Origin of the sequence: Orrella marina (assembly GCF_003058465.1) — a bacterium.
GTDB classification, from domain to species: domain Bacteria; phylum Pseudomonadota; class Gammaproteobacteria; order Burkholderiales; family Burkholderiaceae_B; genus Algicoccus; species Algicoccus marinus.
Genome location: NZ_CP028901.1, coordinates 3,707,841 through 3,725,346, shown reverse-complemented (window position 1 = coordinate 3,725,346; position 17,506 = coordinate 3,707,841). Strand labels below are relative to the sequence as shown.

22 protein-coding genes are annotated in these 17,506 nt (G+C 56.7%); 7 read left to right on the top strand and 15 right to left on the bottom strand.

The annotated features are described in order from the left end of the window. Positions 1–2 precede the first annotated feature (2 nt). Genes DBV39_RS17025 through DBV39_RS16995 form a run of 7 tightly spaced genes read right to left on the bottom strand, consistent with a single transcriptional unit; the run spans position 3 to position 4,666 of the window. Positions 3–755 (bottom strand): lysophospholipid acyltransferase family protein, encoded by a 753-nt coding sequence (locus tag DBV39_RS17025; RefSeq protein WP_108622562.1) that lies wholly within the window; start codon positions 753–755, stop codon positions 3–5. Further along, positions 752–2,050, bottom strand: a complete 1,299-nt coding sequence (locus DBV39_RS17020) for a dihydroorotase (protein WP_108622561.1) — start codon at positions 2,048–2,050, stop codon at positions 752–754. The genes DBV39_RS17025 and DBV39_RS17020 overlap by 4 nt, the downstream gene beginning before the upstream one ends. Next, positions 2,047–3,000 carry an aspartate carbamoyltransferase catalytic subunit gene (locus DBV39_RS17015; protein WP_108622560.1) on the bottom strand — a complete coding sequence of 318 codons (954 nt, stop codon included), beginning with the start codon at positions 2,998–3,000 and terminating at the stop codon, positions 2,047–2,049. Before DBV39_RS17015 ends, DBV39_RS17020 begins: the two co-directional genes overlap by 4 nt. Next, positions 3,000–3,530 (bottom strand): bifunctional pyr operon transcriptional regulator/uracil phosphoribosyltransferase PyrR, encoded by a 531-nt coding sequence (gene pyrR / locus DBV39_RS17010; protein ID WP_108622559.1) that lies wholly within the window; start codon positions 3,528–3,530, stop codon positions 3,000–3,002. The genes DBV39_RS17015 and pyrR overlap by 1 nt, the downstream gene beginning before the upstream one ends. A 17-nt stretch (positions 3,531–3,547) precedes the next feature. Continuing rightward, positions 3,548–3,946: a Holliday junction resolvase RuvX gene (gene ruvX, locus DBV39_RS17005; protein ID WP_108622558.1), complete on the bottom strand. Its 399-nt coding sequence runs from the start codon at positions 3,944–3,946 to the stop codon at positions 3,548–3,550. Continuing rightward, positions 3,939–4,502: a YqgE/AlgH family protein gene (locus DBV39_RS17000; RefSeq protein WP_108622557.1), complete on the bottom strand. Its 564-nt coding sequence runs from the start codon at positions 4,500–4,502 to the stop codon at positions 3,939–3,941. Before DBV39_RS17000 ends, ruvX begins: the two co-directional genes overlap by 8 nt. Next, the gene (locus DBV39_RS16995; protein WP_108622556.1) at positions 4,502–4,666 is read right to left on the bottom strand and encodes a rubredoxin; all 165 of its coding nucleotides are present in this window, start codon (positions 4,664–4,666) and stop codon (positions 4,502–4,504) included. The genes DBV39_RS17000 and DBV39_RS16995 overlap by 1 nt, the downstream gene beginning before the upstream one ends. 43 nt (positions 4,667–4,709) lie before the next feature. Between DBV39_RS16995 and DBV39_RS16990 the strand changes: the two genes are divergently transcribed. From DBV39_RS16990 to DBV39_RS16965, 6 genes are read left to right on the top strand one after another with little or no spacing between them, the layout of a single operon-like run. After that, the gene (locus DBV39_RS16990; protein ID WP_159079013.1) at positions 4,710–5,540 is read left to right on the top strand and encodes a bifunctional hydroxymethylpyrimidine kinase/phosphomethylpyrimidine kinase; all 831 of its coding nucleotides are present in this window, start codon (positions 4,710–4,712) and stop codon (positions 5,538–5,540) included. After that, on the top strand, positions 5,537–6,220 hold the full coding sequence (gene thiE / locus DBV39_RS16985; RefSeq protein WP_108622554.1) for a thiamine phosphate synthase: 684 nt from the start codon (positions 5,537–5,539) through the stop codon (positions 6,218–6,220). Before DBV39_RS16990 ends, thiE begins: the two co-directional genes overlap by 4 nt. A 38-nt stretch (positions 6,221–6,258) precedes the next feature. Next, positions 6,259–7,539, top strand: coding sequence for a glutamate-1-semialdehyde 2,1-aminomutase (gene hemL / locus DBV39_RS16980; protein ID WP_108622553.1), 1,281 nt, complete (start codon positions 6,259–6,261; stop codon positions 7,537–7,539). Between the two features lie 27 nt (positions 7,540–7,566). Next, a complete protein-coding gene (gene argJ / locus DBV39_RS16975) occupies positions 7,567–8,793 on the top strand; it encodes a bifunctional glutamate N-acetyltransferase/amino-acid acetyltransferase ArgJ (RefSeq protein ID WP_108622552.1) in 1,227 nt (408 codons plus the stop codon). Between the two features lie 15 nt (positions 8,794–8,808). Continuing rightward, entirely contained in the window at positions 8,809–9,690 is an 882-nt protein-coding gene (locus tag DBV39_RS16970; protein ID WP_108622551.1) for an ATP-binding protein, read from the top strand. Next, positions 9,683–10,648 (top strand): Nudix family hydrolase, encoded by a 966-nt coding sequence (locus DBV39_RS16965; protein ID WP_108622550.1) that lies wholly within the window; start codon positions 9,683–9,685, stop codon positions 10,646–10,648. Before DBV39_RS16970 ends, DBV39_RS16965 begins: the two co-directional genes overlap by 8 nt. On the opposite strand, the gene DBV39_RS16960 is transcribed toward DBV39_RS16965, so the two are convergent. The 4 genes from DBV39_RS16960 to DBV39_RS16945 all read right to left on the bottom strand — a co-directional run bounded on the left by DBV39_RS16960 (position 10,601) and on the right by DBV39_RS16945 (position 14,132). Next, positions 10,601–12,022 carry an efflux transporter outer membrane subunit gene (locus DBV39_RS16960; RefSeq protein WP_108622549.1) on the bottom strand — a complete coding sequence of 474 codons (1,422 nt, stop codon included), beginning with the start codon at positions 12,020–12,022 and terminating at the stop codon, positions 10,601–10,603. The genes DBV39_RS16965 and DBV39_RS16960 overlap by 48 nt on opposite strands. 62 nt (positions 12,023–12,084) lie before the next feature. After that, complete coding sequence (gene zapD / locus DBV39_RS16955; RefSeq protein ID WP_108622548.1) at positions 12,085–12,834, bottom strand: cell division protein ZapD; 750 nt, start codon at positions 12,832–12,834, stop codon at positions 12,085–12,087. A gap of 28 nt (positions 12,835–12,862) precedes the next feature. Then, on the bottom strand, positions 12,863–13,468 hold the full coding sequence (coaE, locus tag DBV39_RS16950) for a dephospho-CoA kinase (protein WP_108622547.1): 606 nt from the start codon (positions 13,466–13,468) through the stop codon (positions 12,863–12,865). After that, a complete protein-coding gene (locus tag DBV39_RS16945) occupies positions 13,461–14,132 on the bottom strand; it encodes a prepilin peptidase (RefSeq protein WP_108622546.1) in 672 nt (223 codons plus the stop codon). The genes coaE and DBV39_RS16945 overlap by 8 nt, the downstream gene beginning before the upstream one ends. Before the next feature lie 86 nt (positions 14,133–14,218). Between DBV39_RS16945 and DBV39_RS16940 the strand changes: the two genes are divergently transcribed. Then, positions 14,219–14,989, top strand: a complete 771-nt coding sequence (locus DBV39_RS16940; RefSeq protein WP_227870692.1) for a copper resistance protein NlpE N-terminal domain-containing protein — start codon at positions 14,219–14,221, stop codon at positions 14,987–14,989. Here the strand turns inward: DBV39_RS16940 and DBV39_RS16935 are convergent. The 4 genes from DBV39_RS16935 to DBV39_RS16920 form a co-directional block, all read right to left on the bottom strand. Next, positions 14,986–15,264 (bottom strand): response regulator transcription factor, encoded by a 279-nt coding sequence (locus DBV39_RS16935; RefSeq protein ID WP_108622544.1) that lies wholly within the window; start codon positions 15,262–15,264, stop codon positions 14,986–14,988. The genes DBV39_RS16940 and DBV39_RS16935 overlap by 4 nt on opposite strands. A gap of 109 nt (positions 15,265–15,373) precedes the next feature. Further along, positions 15,374–16,216, bottom strand: a complete 843-nt coding sequence (gene panC, locus DBV39_RS16930; RefSeq protein ID WP_108622543.1) for a pantoate--beta-alanine ligase — start codon at positions 16,214–16,216, stop codon at positions 15,374–15,376. 35 nt (positions 16,217–16,251) lie between these two features. After that, positions 16,252–17,091: a segregation and condensation protein A gene (locus tag DBV39_RS16925; protein ID WP_227870939.1), complete on the bottom strand. Its 840-nt coding sequence runs from the start codon at positions 17,089–17,091 to the stop codon at positions 16,252–16,254. Between the two features lie 96 nt (positions 17,092–17,187). Further along, positions 17,188–17,376, bottom strand: a complete 189-nt coding sequence (locus DBV39_RS16920) for a DUF3460 family protein (RefSeq protein WP_108622542.1) — start codon at positions 17,374–17,376, stop codon at positions 17,188–17,190. Between the last annotated feature and the right edge of the window lie 130 nt (positions 17,377–17,506).

Here is a 17,506-nt window from a genome sequence, read left to right as displayed (position 1 = left end):
GATCATGCCCCGGGAGACCTCAGCAGGACAGAGCGAATATCCTGGCGAGTCAGGCTTGCCAGTTCGTTGCGCTTGTGCTGACCCAGTGTGTTACCAGCCATGACTGGCAGAAACACCATTTCGATTGACACACCCGTGGTGCCAAGTACACGCCAGAGATTCTGCATCAGACTCTCCTCCCCGACAAAAGATGCGAAATCGCTTCTTTGACCGCGATGGGAGTACAGCAGCGCAATCGGCTGGATCGGCACCGCCATACGACGCGCCGGCTCATAAAGGTTTGCGTAGAAGGGCAGCACATCAAAGCCCGTCGAAGTGGTCCCCTCCGGGAACAAACCCACGGCCTGGCCTTCTTCGAACCGGTTTTCCATGGCCAGACCAACCCGGTGCACGGCGTGACGCACCCCGCGTTCGATAAAAATCGTGTCGGCCCCCGCAACGAGCCAGCCAAGCACGGGCCAATGCCTGATCTCATGTTTGGCAATGAAAGTTGTCGATCTGACATGATTCAAGACAAAAATATCTAGCCATGAAACATGATTGGCAACCCAGAGCACCGGTCCCGGCTCAGGGGGATGCCCTGACACACTCAATTTGATACCGCAAAGCCGGATCAACACTCTGGCCCAGAACCGCTTGACAGCCAGTCGGGCTTGCTGCGATAACCACGGAAAGACCAGTGACAGCGTCAGCAAGCCCCCAAGCACCCAGAGACTCATCCACCAGGCGCGCCATACAAACCTCAGAAGGCTCAAGCCTTACGCTCCCAGACCACCCTGCCCCTGGCAATGGTTGCAAGGACTCTGCCAGGCACCTCAAGACCCAGAAATGGCGTGTGGCAGCTCTGACTGATCAGCGTTTCCCGACTGACAACCCAGTGATCCTCCAGGTCCACAATCACCATGTCTGCAGGAGCTCCGATACCAAGTGTGCCCTGCCCATCAGCCTGTAGCCCGGATTGCTGCAAAACGCCAGCCGGATTCGCAGTTACACGGGCAAGCGCCGTCAACAAGTCCAGGTTGTCCTGTTGCGCCCACTTAAGTGTCATGGAGAGCAACAGCTCCAGACCTGTCGCCCCCGCTTCGGCGTCTGCAAACGGCAACTGCTTGCCATCATCATCGACCGGCGTGTGATCAGAACAGATAGCATCGATTGTTCCATCGGCCAGACCCTGGCGCAAAGCGTGGCGATCTCGCTGTCCGCGCAAAGGCGGGTCAAGCCTGTAGCTCGTATCAAAAAATCCGATATCGAGATCGATCAGATGCAGACTGTTGATCGAAACGTCGCAGGTCACAGGCAATCCTCGGGCCTTTGCTGCCCGGACCAGTTCTACCCCTGCTGCGCTCGACAGGCGGCAGATATGGAGGTGCCCACCAACAGCACGTTGCAGCTCGAACAATGTGTGCAAGGCGACCGTTTCTGCCTGCTCAGGCACTCCGGACAATCCCAGCCTGGCTGCGTAGGGGCCACTTGCTGCCACTCCTGTACCGGACAACCATGGGTCCTGCGCTCTTAGCCAGAGCGAGTATCCGAATGAATGGGCATACTGCATGGCACGCAGTAACACATTCGAGTCCACGACAGGCCTGTCTGCTTGAGAAAACCCGATGCATCCCGCTTCCGTGAGCTCAGCCATCTCCGTGATGACCTCGCCTTGTAGCCCAACTGTCATGGCGCCAAGCGGAAACAGGTTGACATGATCGAACTGGCGTGCCCGATGCTTGAGCATCTCGACCAGCCCCGGTTCGTCGAGAGGCGGATCAGTATCTGGAGGCAGGACCAGGTTGGTGATGCCGCCAGCCATCGCTGCTTCGAGTTCGGATTCCAGGGTAGCCCGATACTCAAACCCTGGCTCCCTGAGTCGCGCAGCCAGATCAGTCAGCCCTGGAAGGACCGCCTTCCCGGCAAGATCCACCTCCAATGCAGCGTTAACCCGACCCTGCAATGCACCAATGGTGGCAACCTTGCCATCCCGGACAAAGACATCTGCAACCTGGTCCATCCGGTTAGCGGGGTCGATAACCCGCGCATTCTTGAGCAACAGACTCATGCCGACGCTCCTGCAACGATACTCATGACAGCCATTCTCACCGCGATTCCGAAAGTCACCTGATTCAGAATGACTGAGTTCGGCCCGTCAGCTACGGATGACGCGATCTCCACGCCCCTGTTCATCGGTCCCGGGTGCATCACCAGTACATCAGGCTTGGCACGCGCAAGCTTGTCTTCAGTCAATCCGTAATGTTTGAAATATTCGTGCGACGAGGGCAGCAGGGCGCCTCTCATGCGCTCGTTCTGCAAACGCAACATGATGATGACATCCACGTCACGCAACCCTTCCTCCATCCGCGTGAAAGTTTTGACGCCCATCTGGTCAAGCCCTCCGGGCAACAGTGTCAGAGGTCCAATCGCCCTGACCTCAGCCACACCCAGAGTGGTCAAAGCATGGATATTGGACCGCGCCACTCGGGAATGCATCACATCACCCACGACGGCAACCGTCAGATCTGAAAATGACTTCTTGAAATGCCGGATGGTGTACATGTCCAGCAAAGCCTGGGTGGGATGGGCGTGCCGTCCGTCGCCAGCATTGATCACATGCACGTGTGGTGCCACATGTCGTGCGATCAGATAGGGTGCACCGCTTGCCTCATGCCTGACAACAAAGATGTCAGCCTGCATCGCAGACAGGTTCGCGATGGTATCGAGCAGCGTTTCGCCTTTAGAGGCCGACGAAGCATTGATATTGAGATTGAAAACGTCCGCCGAAAGCCGGGTTGCCGCAATTTCGAAAGTAGTTCGCGTACGGGTCGAATTCTCGAAAAACAGATTGAAAACGCTTTTACCCCGAAGTAGAGGGACCTTTTTGACCTCCCGATCCGCCAAGGGCACGAAGGTGCTGGCTGTGTCGAGGATATGAGTCAATATGTCTCGCGGCAATCCCTCGGTGGAAATGAGGTGGGTGAGTTCGCCATGGCGATTCAGTTGGGGGTTGTACATCAGTCGGCCTCGTTTTCAAGGGTCAGGCTGAACCGTCCATCCCCGGCCCTTTCCAGGACCAGATTGCCTGCGGCAGGAGACGCCACCGTCCAGGCAGAAAAGTCAGCCTGGATTGGCAGTTGACGCTCCCCTCGATCCACCAGAACAACCAGACGGATCGATGCCGGTCGACCATAGTCGAACAGTTCATTCATCGCAGCCCGAATTGTACGACCGGTGTACAGCACATCGTCGACAAGAATCAAATGCGCGTCGGCGACCTCGAAACCGATATCTGAAGGTGTAATCTGGGAATGCAGACCAATGCGATCAAAATCATCCCGGTAGAAGCTGATATTGAGGGTACCCATCGCGGAAGCAAGACCAAGGTCCTTCTGCAACTGCTCGGCAAGCCATGCCCCGCCTGAGTGGATGCCTACCAGATGAACCTGTTGCGAAGGCAAAGGCTTGATCATGCCTCGAACGGCTTCGAGAAGCTGTTCATACAGTGCCTGAGCATCAGGCAGGCCAGTCGAATTCAAACTTTTCATGATTTTCCCGAAACGGTTCAGTTCTGCAAACTGTCGAAGTATCTTTGCAGAATGATAGCCGCTGCCACGGCATCGTCGGGAGAATGACGTGTTACTTGCTGCGCCTCCAGGCTTGAGCCGCGTTCGTCGACGAGCATGACATCCAGACCGTACCGATCTCTAAGCTGATTGGCGAACCGTCTGGCCTGCCGGGTCGCCAGCTGCTCGGCTCCTGCCTGAGTCAACGGCAGACCAACCACCAGCCGCTGCGGCTGCCAGGATGACACTAAGGAGCCAATTCGTTCGAAACGACGAACCTTATTCTCGATATCGATGATTTCGAGGGGCTGGGCCTGCCGCAGCAACGTGTTCCCTAGCGCGACACCGAGTTTTCTGACCCCGTAGTCGAACGCAAGCACAGTGGAGAATTCAGGCATGACCGGCAGAGCCTGCCAGCATGGCAGGATCGATTCCAAGCAGCCGCATCGCCGCCGGATATCTGGCTTCTGGTTCGGTATCGAAGATGATCTCATCTTCAGCCAGAACCGACAGCCATGAGTTCTGGGCCATCTCCTGCTCGAGCTGACCCGCGCCCCAGCCTGCATAACCTAGCGCAACCAGCATGTCTTGCGGGCCGTCACCTTTGGCAATCGCCTGAAGCACATCTCGAGACGTCGTCAGCGCCATATCTTGCGACAGATGAATGCTGGAGCTGTAATTCATTGCAGGCTTGTGCAGGACAAACCCCCGGTCTGTCTGCACCGGTCCACCGTAATACACCGGAATTCTGGAGACCTCCGGATTGGTCGACTCCAGCTCGACTTTCTCCAGCAGGTTCGCAACGGTGAGGTCAGTCGGGCGATTGATCACCAGCCCGAGTGCACCTCTTTCCGAATGTTCGCAAACATAAATAACGGTTCCGGCCAGATCGCCACCGACCAGACCATGCATCGCCATTAGAAAGTGTCTGCTAAAGTCCACCGACTGCGTCATCAGATCTCCATCAACTCAAAATCTTCTTTGCGGGCACCACATTCCGGGCAGACCCAGTTCGGGGGCACGTCTTCCCATTTGGTCCCAGGTGCGATGCCATCCTCGGGACAGCCTTGCTCTTCATCGTATATCCAACCACATATCAGGCACATCCAGGTTCGCATAATTCTCTCTGCTGATCTTTTACAATGGATCGTAATGTTACCAATGTCTACAAAAGTGCCACACCTGCCCACTCCCGTCGTACTACTGATTGGCCTGTTTGACCCGACCGGGCAACAGGACGTTCCCGCAGATGCCATTACCTGTGCCAACCACGGTGTTCACAGTGTATCGGCAATATCGGGCGTTTCTATCGCGGACTCTGCCAATATCCTCCATATCGACCCGAGCGCACCCGAACTGTTCGATGAACAGATCCGGTTCCTGCTTGAGGATACGCCTGTCCAGGCGATCAAGGTGGGGTGCCTGCCCGCAGTCGAGCATGTTAGTGTGATTGCACAGATCGCAGCCGATTATCCGGATGTTCCACTAATCCTGCACCTTGGCCCCCGCCCCCCACTCGAGGATCCTGACGAGCTACCGACTGCAGACAGCGATCTGGTAGTACACGCGAGTCTCGAATTGCTCGTTTCGCAAAGTGAGGTCGTCGTGGTAAGCCCGAATGCCACTGATCGCTGGCTCAACGAAGACATGACCGAGATGATGGACGTCGGAACCGGCCCTCAGGCGCTGCTTCACATGGGTGCACAATGGGTGCTGTTGCCGGGGTTCAGGCAGCGCCCTGGATCGACGGTCTACTTTCTCGGGCACACTGAAGGGCTGACGGTCACCTGGCCCTGGGTTGCTGCGCCCGAGCGAACGCAAGACACCACCGGGCTTCTTACCTGCTCAATCGCAGCCCAGCTCGCATCCGGTATTCCGATGCAGGCCGCGTGCGAAGCTGCGAGCCGTTACGAGGCAGACGCTCTGTCAGGTGCATTTCAGGCTGGCATGGGTCAGCGAACCGCTAAAAGGCTGACAGGGGGAGTGTCGTGAACGAACAAAGCCGTGACACACCGTTGAGATTTCCGCGCGGACTGTACGGCGTCACGCCAGACTGGGATGACGCAGAGCGTCTGGACGCAGCGGTTCGCGATGCGGCAGCCGGCGGAATGGTGGCCGTGCAGCTGCGACTTAAAACCGTACAGGTGCAGACACGCCTGAAGATCGCACAGCGCCTTCGTAAAGCCTGCAGCGAACTGGGTATCCTGTACATCATCAATGATGACTGGCGTCTAGCAACCGAAGTCAATGCCGATGGCGTGCATCTTGGACGCGATGACGGTAATCCATTCGAGGTCCGCGAAGCGGTCGGGGATAGTCTCCTGATTGGCGTATCCTGCTACGCAGACCCGCAACGAGCGCAACAGTTGATGCAGGTGCCAGCCGACTACGTCGCTTTTGGTGCCATGTATGCATCGGGAACCAAGCCAGCTGCACTACCGGCACCGCATTCGGTGCTCACACAAGGCCAGGCGCTCGCCAGACAGTACGCCGGCAAGGTAGGCTATCCCCGACCGGCAGTGGTCGCGATCGGAGGCATCACGCCCGATAACACCAGACCGCTGATCGAGGCCGGTGCAGACAGTGTGGCTGTAATTGGTGCACTATTCAACGCACCGGACATCGCACAAGCTGCAAAGCAGTTCACCCGTCATTTTTCTGGATCAAACTGATCCCTTCTGTTTTAAACATGTCCTAGGAGACCTTCCGTATGAGTCGTAACGCTGAACTGTTTGAGCGCGCCTGCCGCAGCATTCCCGGTGGCGTCAACTCCCCGGTGCGCGCCTTTCGCTCGGTCGGCGGCACACCGCGCTTTATCGAGCGTGCGCAAGGCCCTTATTTCTGGGACGCGGATGACAAGCGCTACATTGATTACATCGGCTCCTGGGGACCGGCGATTCTCGGCCATGCCCACCCGGAGGTCGTCAAGGCCGTTCAGGAAGCAGCAGTTCACGGCCTGTCATTCGGGGCGCCAACTGAAGCTGAGATCGTCATTGCGGAAATGCTCATCGAGCGTCTGCCATCCATGGAGCAGGTACGTCTGGTGAGCTCCGGCACCGAAGCCACCATGAGTGCCATTCGACTGGCACGTGGCGCGACGGACCGCAACAAGATCATCAAGTTTGAAGGTTGCTACCACGGACATGCTGACAGCCTGCTGGTCAAGGCAGGCTCTGGTCTGCTGACCTTTGGCAACCCGACATCAGCTGGCGTGCCAGCGGAGTTCGTCGCCCACACGATCGTGCTTGACTACAACGACAGTGAAGGCGTGAGAGCCGCGTTTGATGCACATGGACAAGACATTGCCTGCGTGATTGTTGAGCCAATCGCCGGCAACATGAACATGGTCAAGCCTGCAGCAGGGTTCCTCGAGACACTGCGTGAACAGTGCACTCGCCACGGCTCGGTCCTTGTGTTTGATGAGGTCATGACCGGATTCCGAGTAGGCCCACAAGGTGTACAGGGGTTGTATGGCGTTGAGCCTGACCTGACCACTCTTGCCAAAGTCATCGGCGGAGGCATGCCGATAGGTGCATTTGGTGGCAAGTCAGAGATCATGAATCACATCGCACCAGTCGGCGCGGTCTACCAGGCGGGCACACTGTCCGGAAACCCGGTCGCGGTCGCTGCGGGCATCACCACACTTCGCCTGCTATCTGAACCCGGCTTCTACGAAACCCTGGCCTCACACACCCGCGCGCTGGCGCATGGGTTGACCTCTGTTGCCCGCAAGCACGGTGTTGCCTTGAGTACAGACTTCGAAGGCGGCATGTTCGGGCTGTACTTCTCTGAAACCATCCCGACATCACTGAGTGACGTGTCTGCAGGCAACATCGAGATGTTCAAGCGATTCTTCCACGGCATGCTCGACGAGGGCGTTTACTTTGCGCCCTCGGCTTTCGAGGCAGGTTTTGTGTCCTGCACCCACGACAGCGATGTTATTGATGCCACGCTGCAAGCCGCCGACAAGGTACTTGCAACACTGGCTTGACTCACCCGATTCCGTTGAGAGGTTTTCATGGCTGTCAATCTTCATATCCCTGCACGTAACGACGTTCATCCCGTCAAGGGCGTGCGTATCGGCATCGCTTCGGCTGGCATCAAGAAACCTGGCAATAAAGATGTCACGCTATTTGCTCTGGATGAGGGCAGCACGGTCGCGGGTGTGCTGACGAAGAACCGGTTTCGTGCGGCACCCGTCCAGGTCTGCCAGGCGAATCTGTCCTCAGGACAGGCGACCAGAGCGCTGATTGTCAACACTGGCAATGCCAATGCAGGCACAGGCGAACCTGGCTTGCAAGCCGCTCACCGCATGTGTACTGCCACGGCAAATGCGCTTGGCCTGGATGACACTGCAGTGCTGCCGTTCTCGACTGGCGTGATCCTGGAGCCGCTACCCATTGGCAAGATCGAGTCCGCAATTCCTGAGGCCGTTGCGGCCCTGTCGGAAGACAACTGGTTTGATGCCGCATACAGCATCATGACGACCGACACGCTGCCCAAGATTCACTCAAGCCGGCCTGTGATCGCAGGCCATGTTGTCACGATCACCGGCATCAGCAAAGGTGCGGGCATGATCCGGCCGAACATGGCAACCATGCTGGGATACCTGGCGACTGACGCTTACATTGCCCAACCCGTGCTTGACCGTCTGGTTCAGTCAATCGCCGACCGGTCATTCAATCGGATCACGGTAGACGGTGACACATCGACCAATGACTCTTTCATTCTGATGGCCACTGGCGCAGGATCGCTAAGGATCGAGTCGGAACAGGACCCGGAGCTACCCGCGCTCGAGGCTGCACTGAAACAGGCGGCCCTGGAGCTTGCGACCAAGATCGTGCGTGATGGCGAAGGTGCGACCAAGCTCATGACGATACAGGTCGAACAGGCTGAAACAGTCGACGAGGCATTGAAAGTCGCTTATGCCGTTGCCCACTCACCCCTGGTTAAAACTGCTTTCTTTGCCTCGGATCCGAATCTGGGCCGCATTCTGGCGGCAATCGGCTATGCAGGCATCGAAGACCTGGACGTCAGTGGCGTCACCCTGTGGCTGGGTGATGTCATGGTGGCGCAATCCGGTGGACGATCACCCACATATGTGGAGGAGGACGGACAACGTGTCATGCAGGAATCCGAGATTCTGGTGAGAATCGCCTTGAATCGTGGCAACGTCACCGAAACCGTCTACACCTGCGACTTCTCGCACGAATACGTAAGCATCAACGCAGACTACCGATCCTGAGCCCCCCATCCAGACATGACCAATCTTTTATCTGAAACCGACCTGGCAAGACTGCTTTCAAAGGCAGATCAGGTGCTGTCACAACTGCAGGCCTGGTTGCCGCCCGCCCCTCCTCCCGTCAACTGGGACGCGCATGCTTTTCGCTGGCGAAAGCGAGGCACAGCGCACGGTTGGCTGGATGCGATTCGCCATCCACACTTGATCCGTACAGAAGACCTGCAGCATATCGAGCGCCAGAAAACGATCATTGAGCGCAACACTCTGCATTTCGTAAACGGCAAGCCGGCCAACCATGTCCTGATGACCGGCTCACGCGGCACCGGCAAAAGCTCCCTGGTCAAAGCCATGCTGGCACAGTTCGCGGATCAGGGATTGCGCCTGATCGAAGTCGACAAACAGGACCTGTCGGATCTTCCTGACATTGTGGACGCTGTGGCCGAAAGACCCGAAAAGTTCATCGTATTTTGTGATGACCTTTCGTTTGAAGAGGGCGAAGGCGGATACAAGGCACTAAAGTCCATTCTGGATGGCTCGGCCGCGTCGACCGGCCAGAACGTTCTGATCTACGCCACATCAAACCGCAGGCACCTGATGCCGGAGTACATGCGCGAGAATCTTGAGGCCAGGCACCAGTCCGACGGTGAGGTTCATCCAGGAGAGACCGTCGAAGAGAAAATCTCCCTGTCCGAACGCTTTGGCCTCTGGCTATCCTTCTACCCTTTCCGTCAGGACGACTATCTCGATATCGTCGCCCACTGGTTACGGGAACTGGGATGCTCTGAAGACTCAATCGTTCAGGCCCGCACAGAGGCGCTTCAATGGACGCTGGAACGCGGATCACGATCAGGAAGGGTTGCCTGGCACTTTGCGAGGGACTGGGCTGCACGCCATGCGTGAAACGATCACGGATGTCGCTGTTGGAGTCATCCGCCGGGAAGACGGGCAAATCCTGATTGGCAGTCGGCCCGAGGGCAAACCGTGGGCCGGCTGGTGGGAACTGCCTGGTGGCAAGATCGAGCCAGGCGAGTCAGTCGGCCAGGCCCTGCAGCGTGAGTTGCTCGAAGAGATCGGTATCCATGTGACCCGGATGCGCCCTTGGGTCACCCATGTCCATCGTTATCCTAATACCACCGTGCGGCTTCATTTCTGGCAGGTGACGGGCTGGACCGGCCAGCCTTCATCGCTGGAAAAGCAGCAACTTCAGTGGACAAGCGTTCAGGATGCCCTTAATCGGGAAGACTTGCTGCCTGCGACTTATCCTCCGCTACGCTGGCTGCAAATCCCGACCCGTTATCTGATTTCAAATGTGGGGAGCAGCTCCCGACTACCTGCATTCATCAATCAGTTGCAAACCGCACTCGCTCAAGGCATCACCCTGGTCCAATGGCGAGAACCTGGCTGGCAGGCACTTTCAGGCGAGGAGCCAGTACATGCCGGAATGTTGCAAGCTCTTGCTCTGTGCCAGGCCGCCGGGGCACGACTGCTTGTCAACAGTGTTCACCCAAGTCTATGGTGGGCGCAATCCGATGGTGTCCACCTTCGGGCCGACGATGCAATAGCCTTGGCAACCCGCCCGACGCTCCCGGATGGGAGCTGGGTTGGCGTTTCGACACACAACCTGGTGCAACTCGCTAAGGCTCGGGAGCTGAATGCCGAGTTTGCGGTTCTGGGGCCCGTGCTGGAAACCGCCTCTCACCCTGACGGCACGCCTCTTGGCTGGGAACAGTTTGAAAGGTTGCGAGAAAACGCTGGTTTACCGGTTCTGGCCATCGGTGGACAATCCAGCAAAACACTCGAGACAGCGCGGTTACGGGGTGCGCACGGCATCGCCGGGATTCGGCAAATCATTGACTGACCACGCACCACCCAGAGCCGCCACTAACTGCACACTGGCAGCCAGCTGGTCAGTCTGCAACGATATCGCCGTCCGTTCCGCGTTGAGTGCTGTCGTCTCAAGTACCGCCACGCTCAGGAAATCAGCGATCCCTTTCTCGTACTGGTCACGCTTCATTCTCACGGATTCCCTGGAGGCGTTGACTGCACGTTGCTGAGCCTGGGACTGCTCCTGCAGCAAGGCCAGCTGAACCATGGCATCTTCAACCTCCTGCAGAGCGCGCAGGACGGTCTCGCGATAACTGGCTGCCTGAAGGTCGAACTCCGCCTGAGCCTGTTCAATGCGGGCAGTACGTCTGCCTGCATCGAACAACGTTGCGGCCAAGGCTGGGCCGAGTGCCCAGAACTGAGCAGGTGCGCTAAACCACTTACTAAACTGCGTACTCTGATAACCTCCATTGGCGGAAATCGTCAATGAAGGGAACCATGCAGCAGTCGCCACACCGACTTGCGCATTCGCCGCCGCAACACGCCTTTCTGCCGCAGCAATGTCCGGTCGACGCAATAGCAATTCCGATGGCACGCCCGCAGGCGTCGACACAATATCGGCCTTCCAGACCGCGTTCGGATCGATCTGCAACTGAGCAGGTGCAACTCCGAGAAGAACAGCAATCGCGTTCTGCAGAACTGCCCGCCTGCGCTGCGTGTCGATCATCTGAGATCGCGCGGCTTCGAGCTGCGCCCGGGCAACCGGCACATCACTCGGGTCAGACAAACCTGCTTTGACCAGATTCCGGGTCAGTGTGAGCGACCGTTCATAAGTTCTGACGGTACTGTGAAACAGCATAATATGTTGATCCAGCCCTCTCAGCTGAAAGTAACTGCTTGCCAGTGCTGCCTGTGCACTCAGACGCGCTGCTGCCAGGTCTGCTGAGCTGGCTTGCACTTGAGACTGCGCCCGCTCGGCGTCACTTGCCAGTGCTCCCCAAAGGTCCACCTCCCAGCTGACTCCAACGCCAGTGTTGTACTCCGTATTGGGTCCAAACCCACCGAGGACGGCTCCGGACGGTGCAGCAGTAGGTACGTCGGCGCGAGTCACCTGAGCGCTGGCCGTGAGAGTGGGATACAGACTGGCGTTGGCCGCCTTCATCATAGCGATCGCTTGCCGATATCTGGCCAGTGCCTGCTGGATGGTCGGACTATTTTCCTGAAGGCTGGTCATCAACCGGTCGAGCTCGAAATCCCGGTAAAGTGTCCACCATTGATCGGGCAACTCCACCCTTACCTGGTCAGCAGCCAGCCAGCCAGTCGGTGCCTCGGCAGCGCGAAACGACTGCCCCACATCGACATCTGGTCTACGGTACTCCGGCCCTACCTGACAGCCCGCCAGCAACATGACCGATGCAATGCAGAGCAGCGAGTTCTGCCCAGAAAGCCTCTGGCGTGGCGCATCTCGTCTTACAGGGAACACAGTGCGAAGCGGAATGGAATGTCTTTGTCCACAGGCTGTGGTTTGATCACACCATCCTGCTCAGAGAACCGCACCCAGACCATGTACTTGTTTGCACTCATCTCGGGAAACACACCCTGGTCATCGTCAAGCCAGACCCTGAAAAGCTGATAGGTCTTGCCACCGAGCATTTGCTGGTACGCGCCCTGACGCGCGAGTGCGGTCTCCTGCGAGCCCGAATCTCTCAGAAGCCGCATCACAAGCGCAATGCCTTGCTGCAGAGGCAGTAGCGGCTCGATCCATTTACTGAGGTCTGCGCAACGTGTCTGCACATCCTTGCATTGCCACGCATGAAACGACGGCATGTCAACCTGGGTCCCGCCACCTGGGACCGATAGTCGACCTCGCAGACTCGTCAACCACTCATTCTCGCGAAGTACCTGACCCGTTCGGCCTTGCCTGGAGAGAGAGGTAATGGCCACGTCAATCTGATCGATCACATCGTCAAGAGCAGCCACATCAACCCCGGGATGCCCCTGTAGATTGGTCAGTGTTATTTTCTGGCGCTCCAGATCCTGCATCAGCCCGCCCTTGACATCGGTTCTCTCAGTGGCATCGAGAACATCAAAGAGCGTGCCAAACGCCACCTGGTGCATTCTTGCGTCGCCGGGGGCTGAAAAGAATGTCAGACGGTCGAGTAGATACTCAAGGCGAATCCATGTTCGAACCCGCTCGTTGAAAGGGTATTCGAAGCGCATCACGATTCGCTGGCTGCAGAAAGTTTCATTAACATGCTGCTAGGTTACACCACCGCTGGTGCAAGACCAATACCTGCTCGCGAACTGACTCCCGCGTTGTCTGTCCATCATTAGTAATCACGTCATCAGCATGATCCAGACGTTCCTGTCGGGTCGCCTGAGCAGCAAGGATCTTCTCGATCTGCTGCAGCGCCAGTCCATTGCGTGAAACAACCCGATCAATCTGGGTCTGTCGGTCGCAATCCACCACACACACCCGGTCAACCTGATGACGCCAGCGCCCGGACTCGATCAGGAGAGGAACGACGAAAACGGTGTAGCAGCCAGTCGCCTCGTTCGCCAGTTCTCCCACTCTCTTGCGGATCAAGGGATGGATGATGGCTTCAAGCGTCTTCCTTGCTGGTGGATCCTCAAACACGAGCGCACGCATCCGGTCTCGATCCATTGCTCCGTCAGCACGTATTACGTCCGCACCAAAGGCTTCCCGTATCAAAGCGATTGCTTGTCCGCCCGGAGCCGTTAACTCGTGAGCAACCCTGTCCGTGTCAATCACAGCGGCGCCGAGCTCCTGCAACATGTCCGCGACAAGGCTTTTGCCGGAACCAATACCACCTGTCAAACCCAGTCTAAACATACGTCAGCATCCAGATATTTGCGCTCACAGCAAAAAAAGGCCCCATTGGCAAGGCAACGGGCATTCTTTCTTCGACCATGCTACGACCGACAGTATAAAGAAGGCACCACCTGAGCGACTTGACAAGGATCCAGCCCAGCGCAGAAGGTCCAAACCACATGACCAGACCAGCAAGCAGCTTGGCGTCCCCCAGACCGACGGCATCGATACGCCGACATCTGCGATAAACAGCGTTCACCATGACTGGCACCAGAAACGCCCCGAGCGATGCCAGGCAGGTTTCCATGGAAGGTATATGCTCCGGATTCTGGTGGATCTGCCAAAGGAGTGCCAGCCACAGAAAAGACCCGGTCATGGAATCTGGCAGGATTGCAGTGCGCCCGTCGACGAACGCCATGATCCAGAGCAATGTGGAGGCAGTAATGCACGCCAGGGCTTCAAATCCGGCCCCCAGTCGCGCGAGAAGCACGTACACGGATACACTGACAAGCGCTATCAGGACCTGCCCTGGCAACTCGATCCTGCCGACCTCTGCTGATTCTGCAACGCCATGCGCACGCTCCTGATCAAGCAGCCACTCAACCCGTCTGACTGAGGCTGTTGCGGCAAGAAAAGCCAGGATACCTACGGGTATTGCGATTAGGACAATCCACAGCGGATACATTCACCAAACCTCCTGAAAATGCGTAGAATGGAAATACCTGAGCTGGTACAGCTCGCTGTTTAAATAACGGTTTATCGATGAGAACCATGATCCGCACGCTCCCTGTTTCGCGCTTGTCGCGCTGTCTGTTCGTGATGTCCGGCGTCTTTTTGCTTGCTGGATGCGAACAGATGAAAAGCCCTGGTTATTACGACTTACCGCGTGCGAGCACAACAACCGATGCGATCCGACAGGCGGAGTCCGGTGGTACCCGGCAAGTCATCCAGGCACCGAGCCAGCTTCAGTTCAAGTTTTCTCGCCCCGCTTCACCCGACGGCACAGGTGTGCCGCCCGATGCAGCTGACTCACCGCAGGAACGTGTTGCCGCACAGGACACGACGATTGGGCAACCGGGTGAAGGCGCGCGTCTGACATCGCAAGGCAGACGGGCAGTAACCGAAGCAGATATCGAGACGTTTGATCTCACAAAGTGGATTCCGCAGCCTCAAACCTACTTCGGAACATTGCCGTGTTTCCACCAGGACATGCGCTGTACCAACCAGAAAGTCACACTTACGCTTGCACCAAACGGCCGATGGCGCGCACGTGCCGCCTATCTCGAGAACAATGCAGAAAGTGGCAAACCCCTTGCAGATCAGGGTTGCTGGAGAATTTTGCCAACTACCCCTCCCACCCTGACACTGCTCGATATCAACGGTAATGCTCGCGCTGAAATGGCGTTTCTTAACAGAAACAGTCTGCGGGTTCGCACGATTGATGGTGACACGCCCAACCTGACCTACATGCTCACCAGGCAACCAGACCTTGACCCGATCGCCGAGCTTGACGGCAAACCTTCCCCAAACTGCAACAACTAAGAATCCGGGACAGGGGATTTTGCTGACATATCCCCTTCGAATGGTGAGCTTCGACGAGTTGGGGCATAGACGGCTCGGGCAAGCTCCACCGCATTTTTAACGCCCATCTTGTGAAAGATTCGGGCGCGATGGGCCTCAACTGTGCGAGTTGATATTCCGAGTTCCATTGCAATCAGTTTGTTAGGCTTTCCCTGCGCAACCGGGTAGATAACCTCCCGCTCCCGCGCTGTCAGTGCGGACCAGCCCACACCGGCCTGACCATAGAGCTTTTGCATACCGCCTCCAATGAACAGAAGCGACAGTCTCTCAAACTCGGAATACCACGGATAGCTAACAAATTTGTTAGCAAGGGATTACCCTAGGGTAGTATTGACAAAGCAAAACTTATACTTCCAGATTATCAATAAGTCGGGTTGCCCCCAGCCGTGCCGCTGTAAGAATAACCAGCGGCTCTCGACGCTCCAGTTCATCCGGCGTTGGTGCAAGCAAGTCCCGCTGCCTGCGTACACTGAAATAATCCACATCCCAGCCGTGACTGACCAGTTTTTGTGCGGATGCCGCTTCCAGCGCTGAAACATCATGACAACCTGCGAGCAACTCCTGGCGAGTGGCTTGCAGTGACTGGAAAAGCATCGGGGCTATCGCACGCTGCTCACTCGTGAGATAAACATTACGGGATGAAAGCGCGAGCCCGTCATCAGCCCTGACCGTCTCATGGGCCACAATCTCGACCGGCAACTGAAACTGTCGGCACATGCTGCGCACTATCATGAGTTGCTGGTAATCTTTTTTTCCAAATACAGCGACTTTAGGCTGCACACAGGACAAGAGCTTGAGCACAACGGTACAAACACCTTCAAAGAACCCGGGGCGATGTTCACCTTCCAGAATCCTGCCAAGTTCATCAGGCGTCTGGACGCGATACTTTTGAGGTTCGGGATAAAGCTCCCTTTCGTCAGGCGCAAACAGCACGTAAACATTACGCTCTTTTTCCAGCTTCTCGATATCATCAACCAGCGTGCGCGGATACTTTTCGAAGTCCTCATTCGGACCGAACTGCAAACGATTGACAAAGATACTGGCAACGACAGGATCCCCATACTGGCGTGCCGTGCGCATCAGAGCAAGATGACCCGCGTGCAGATTGCCCATGGTGGGAACAAATGCAGCACGCGTCTGACCTCTTAACTGATCCCTGAGTTCCTCGACGGTATGTACGACTTTCAATATGTTCTCCGCAAAAAGTACCCGGTTCGATGGGTTTACGCGTGTGCGATGGTATACGACAGGCGAACGTAAATGGGCGCGTAGGCTTCCGCCTGTGTGATATCAAGCAGTGATTCCTTGGCGAGTTCAAGGAGCGCCACGAAATGAACGACGATCACGGCAACGTGTGCCCCTGCGTTGATTCGAGACATGAAAAGCTCGCTAAACTCTATAAACCGGACATCCGAAAGCTGACGCAGAATATGGGTCATGTGTTCTCGGACTGAAAGTTGTTCGCGGGTGATGTGATGATGAGCATTCAGGCTGGCGCGCTTCAGGATGTCCGCCCAGGCTGCCTGAAGGTCTTCGGGACTGACTGATGGCAAGACCCTTGCAACCTCAAAATCAGCCGTCGCCTGTCCGAGCATGAAGTCACGACCCAGTCGAGGCAATGCATCAAGCTCTCTTGATGCAAGTTTCATCTGCTCATACTCGAGCAGTCGTCGAACAAGCTCCGCGCGAGGGTCATCTGGCTCCTCGCCGTCGTCACGACGCTTGACCGGAAGCAACATGCGGGCCTTGATTTCGATCAGCATGGCTGCCATCAGCAGATACTCCCCCGCCAGTTCCAGGTTGGTCGCCCGGATCTGCTCGACGTAAGAAAGATATTGCTGAGTTACCTGTGCCATCGGAATGTCGAGCACATTGAAATTCTGCTTGCGTATCAGGTACAGCAAAAGGTCAAGCGGCCCTTCGAAGGTTTCCAGAAAAACCTCAAGCGCATCAGGCGGAATGTAAAGGTCTTGTGGCAACGAAAAGAGGGGCTCACCGTACAGGCGCGCCAACGCAACGCTGTCAACAATATCAGGCGTAGAGTCGACTGCAGGAGTGATCAGCTGATCAAGCTCGAGCCCGGACGCATCCGGACCGGCACCTGCTTCGCCAGAACGGCCCGACTTGCCCGCGTCACGACCCTGCTGCACCACGACCAATCAATCGTTCTGGTACACGTAAGGCTTCTGAAGGACGCGCGCCTGTTTGAACCCTTCCTGCAGCTCCGGATCCAGCGGCTTGTCCCACAGACGGGATCGCCCTTCACGCTGGCGTTGCTCAACGTCAGGATGAGACTTTTTGTAGCTTTTGATGAAGAGGGTGATATCGGATTCGTAATGCTCAGCCATAGTGTTGTCAATCAGTTTAGACTTTTAGTAATTTCAATATTTTACTCGAGCATTACGCATTTCATGCCTTTTTCTGGAAAGACCCGCCTGAACGGGCTGCGAAGATCGGTACGAACCCGTATGACAGGGC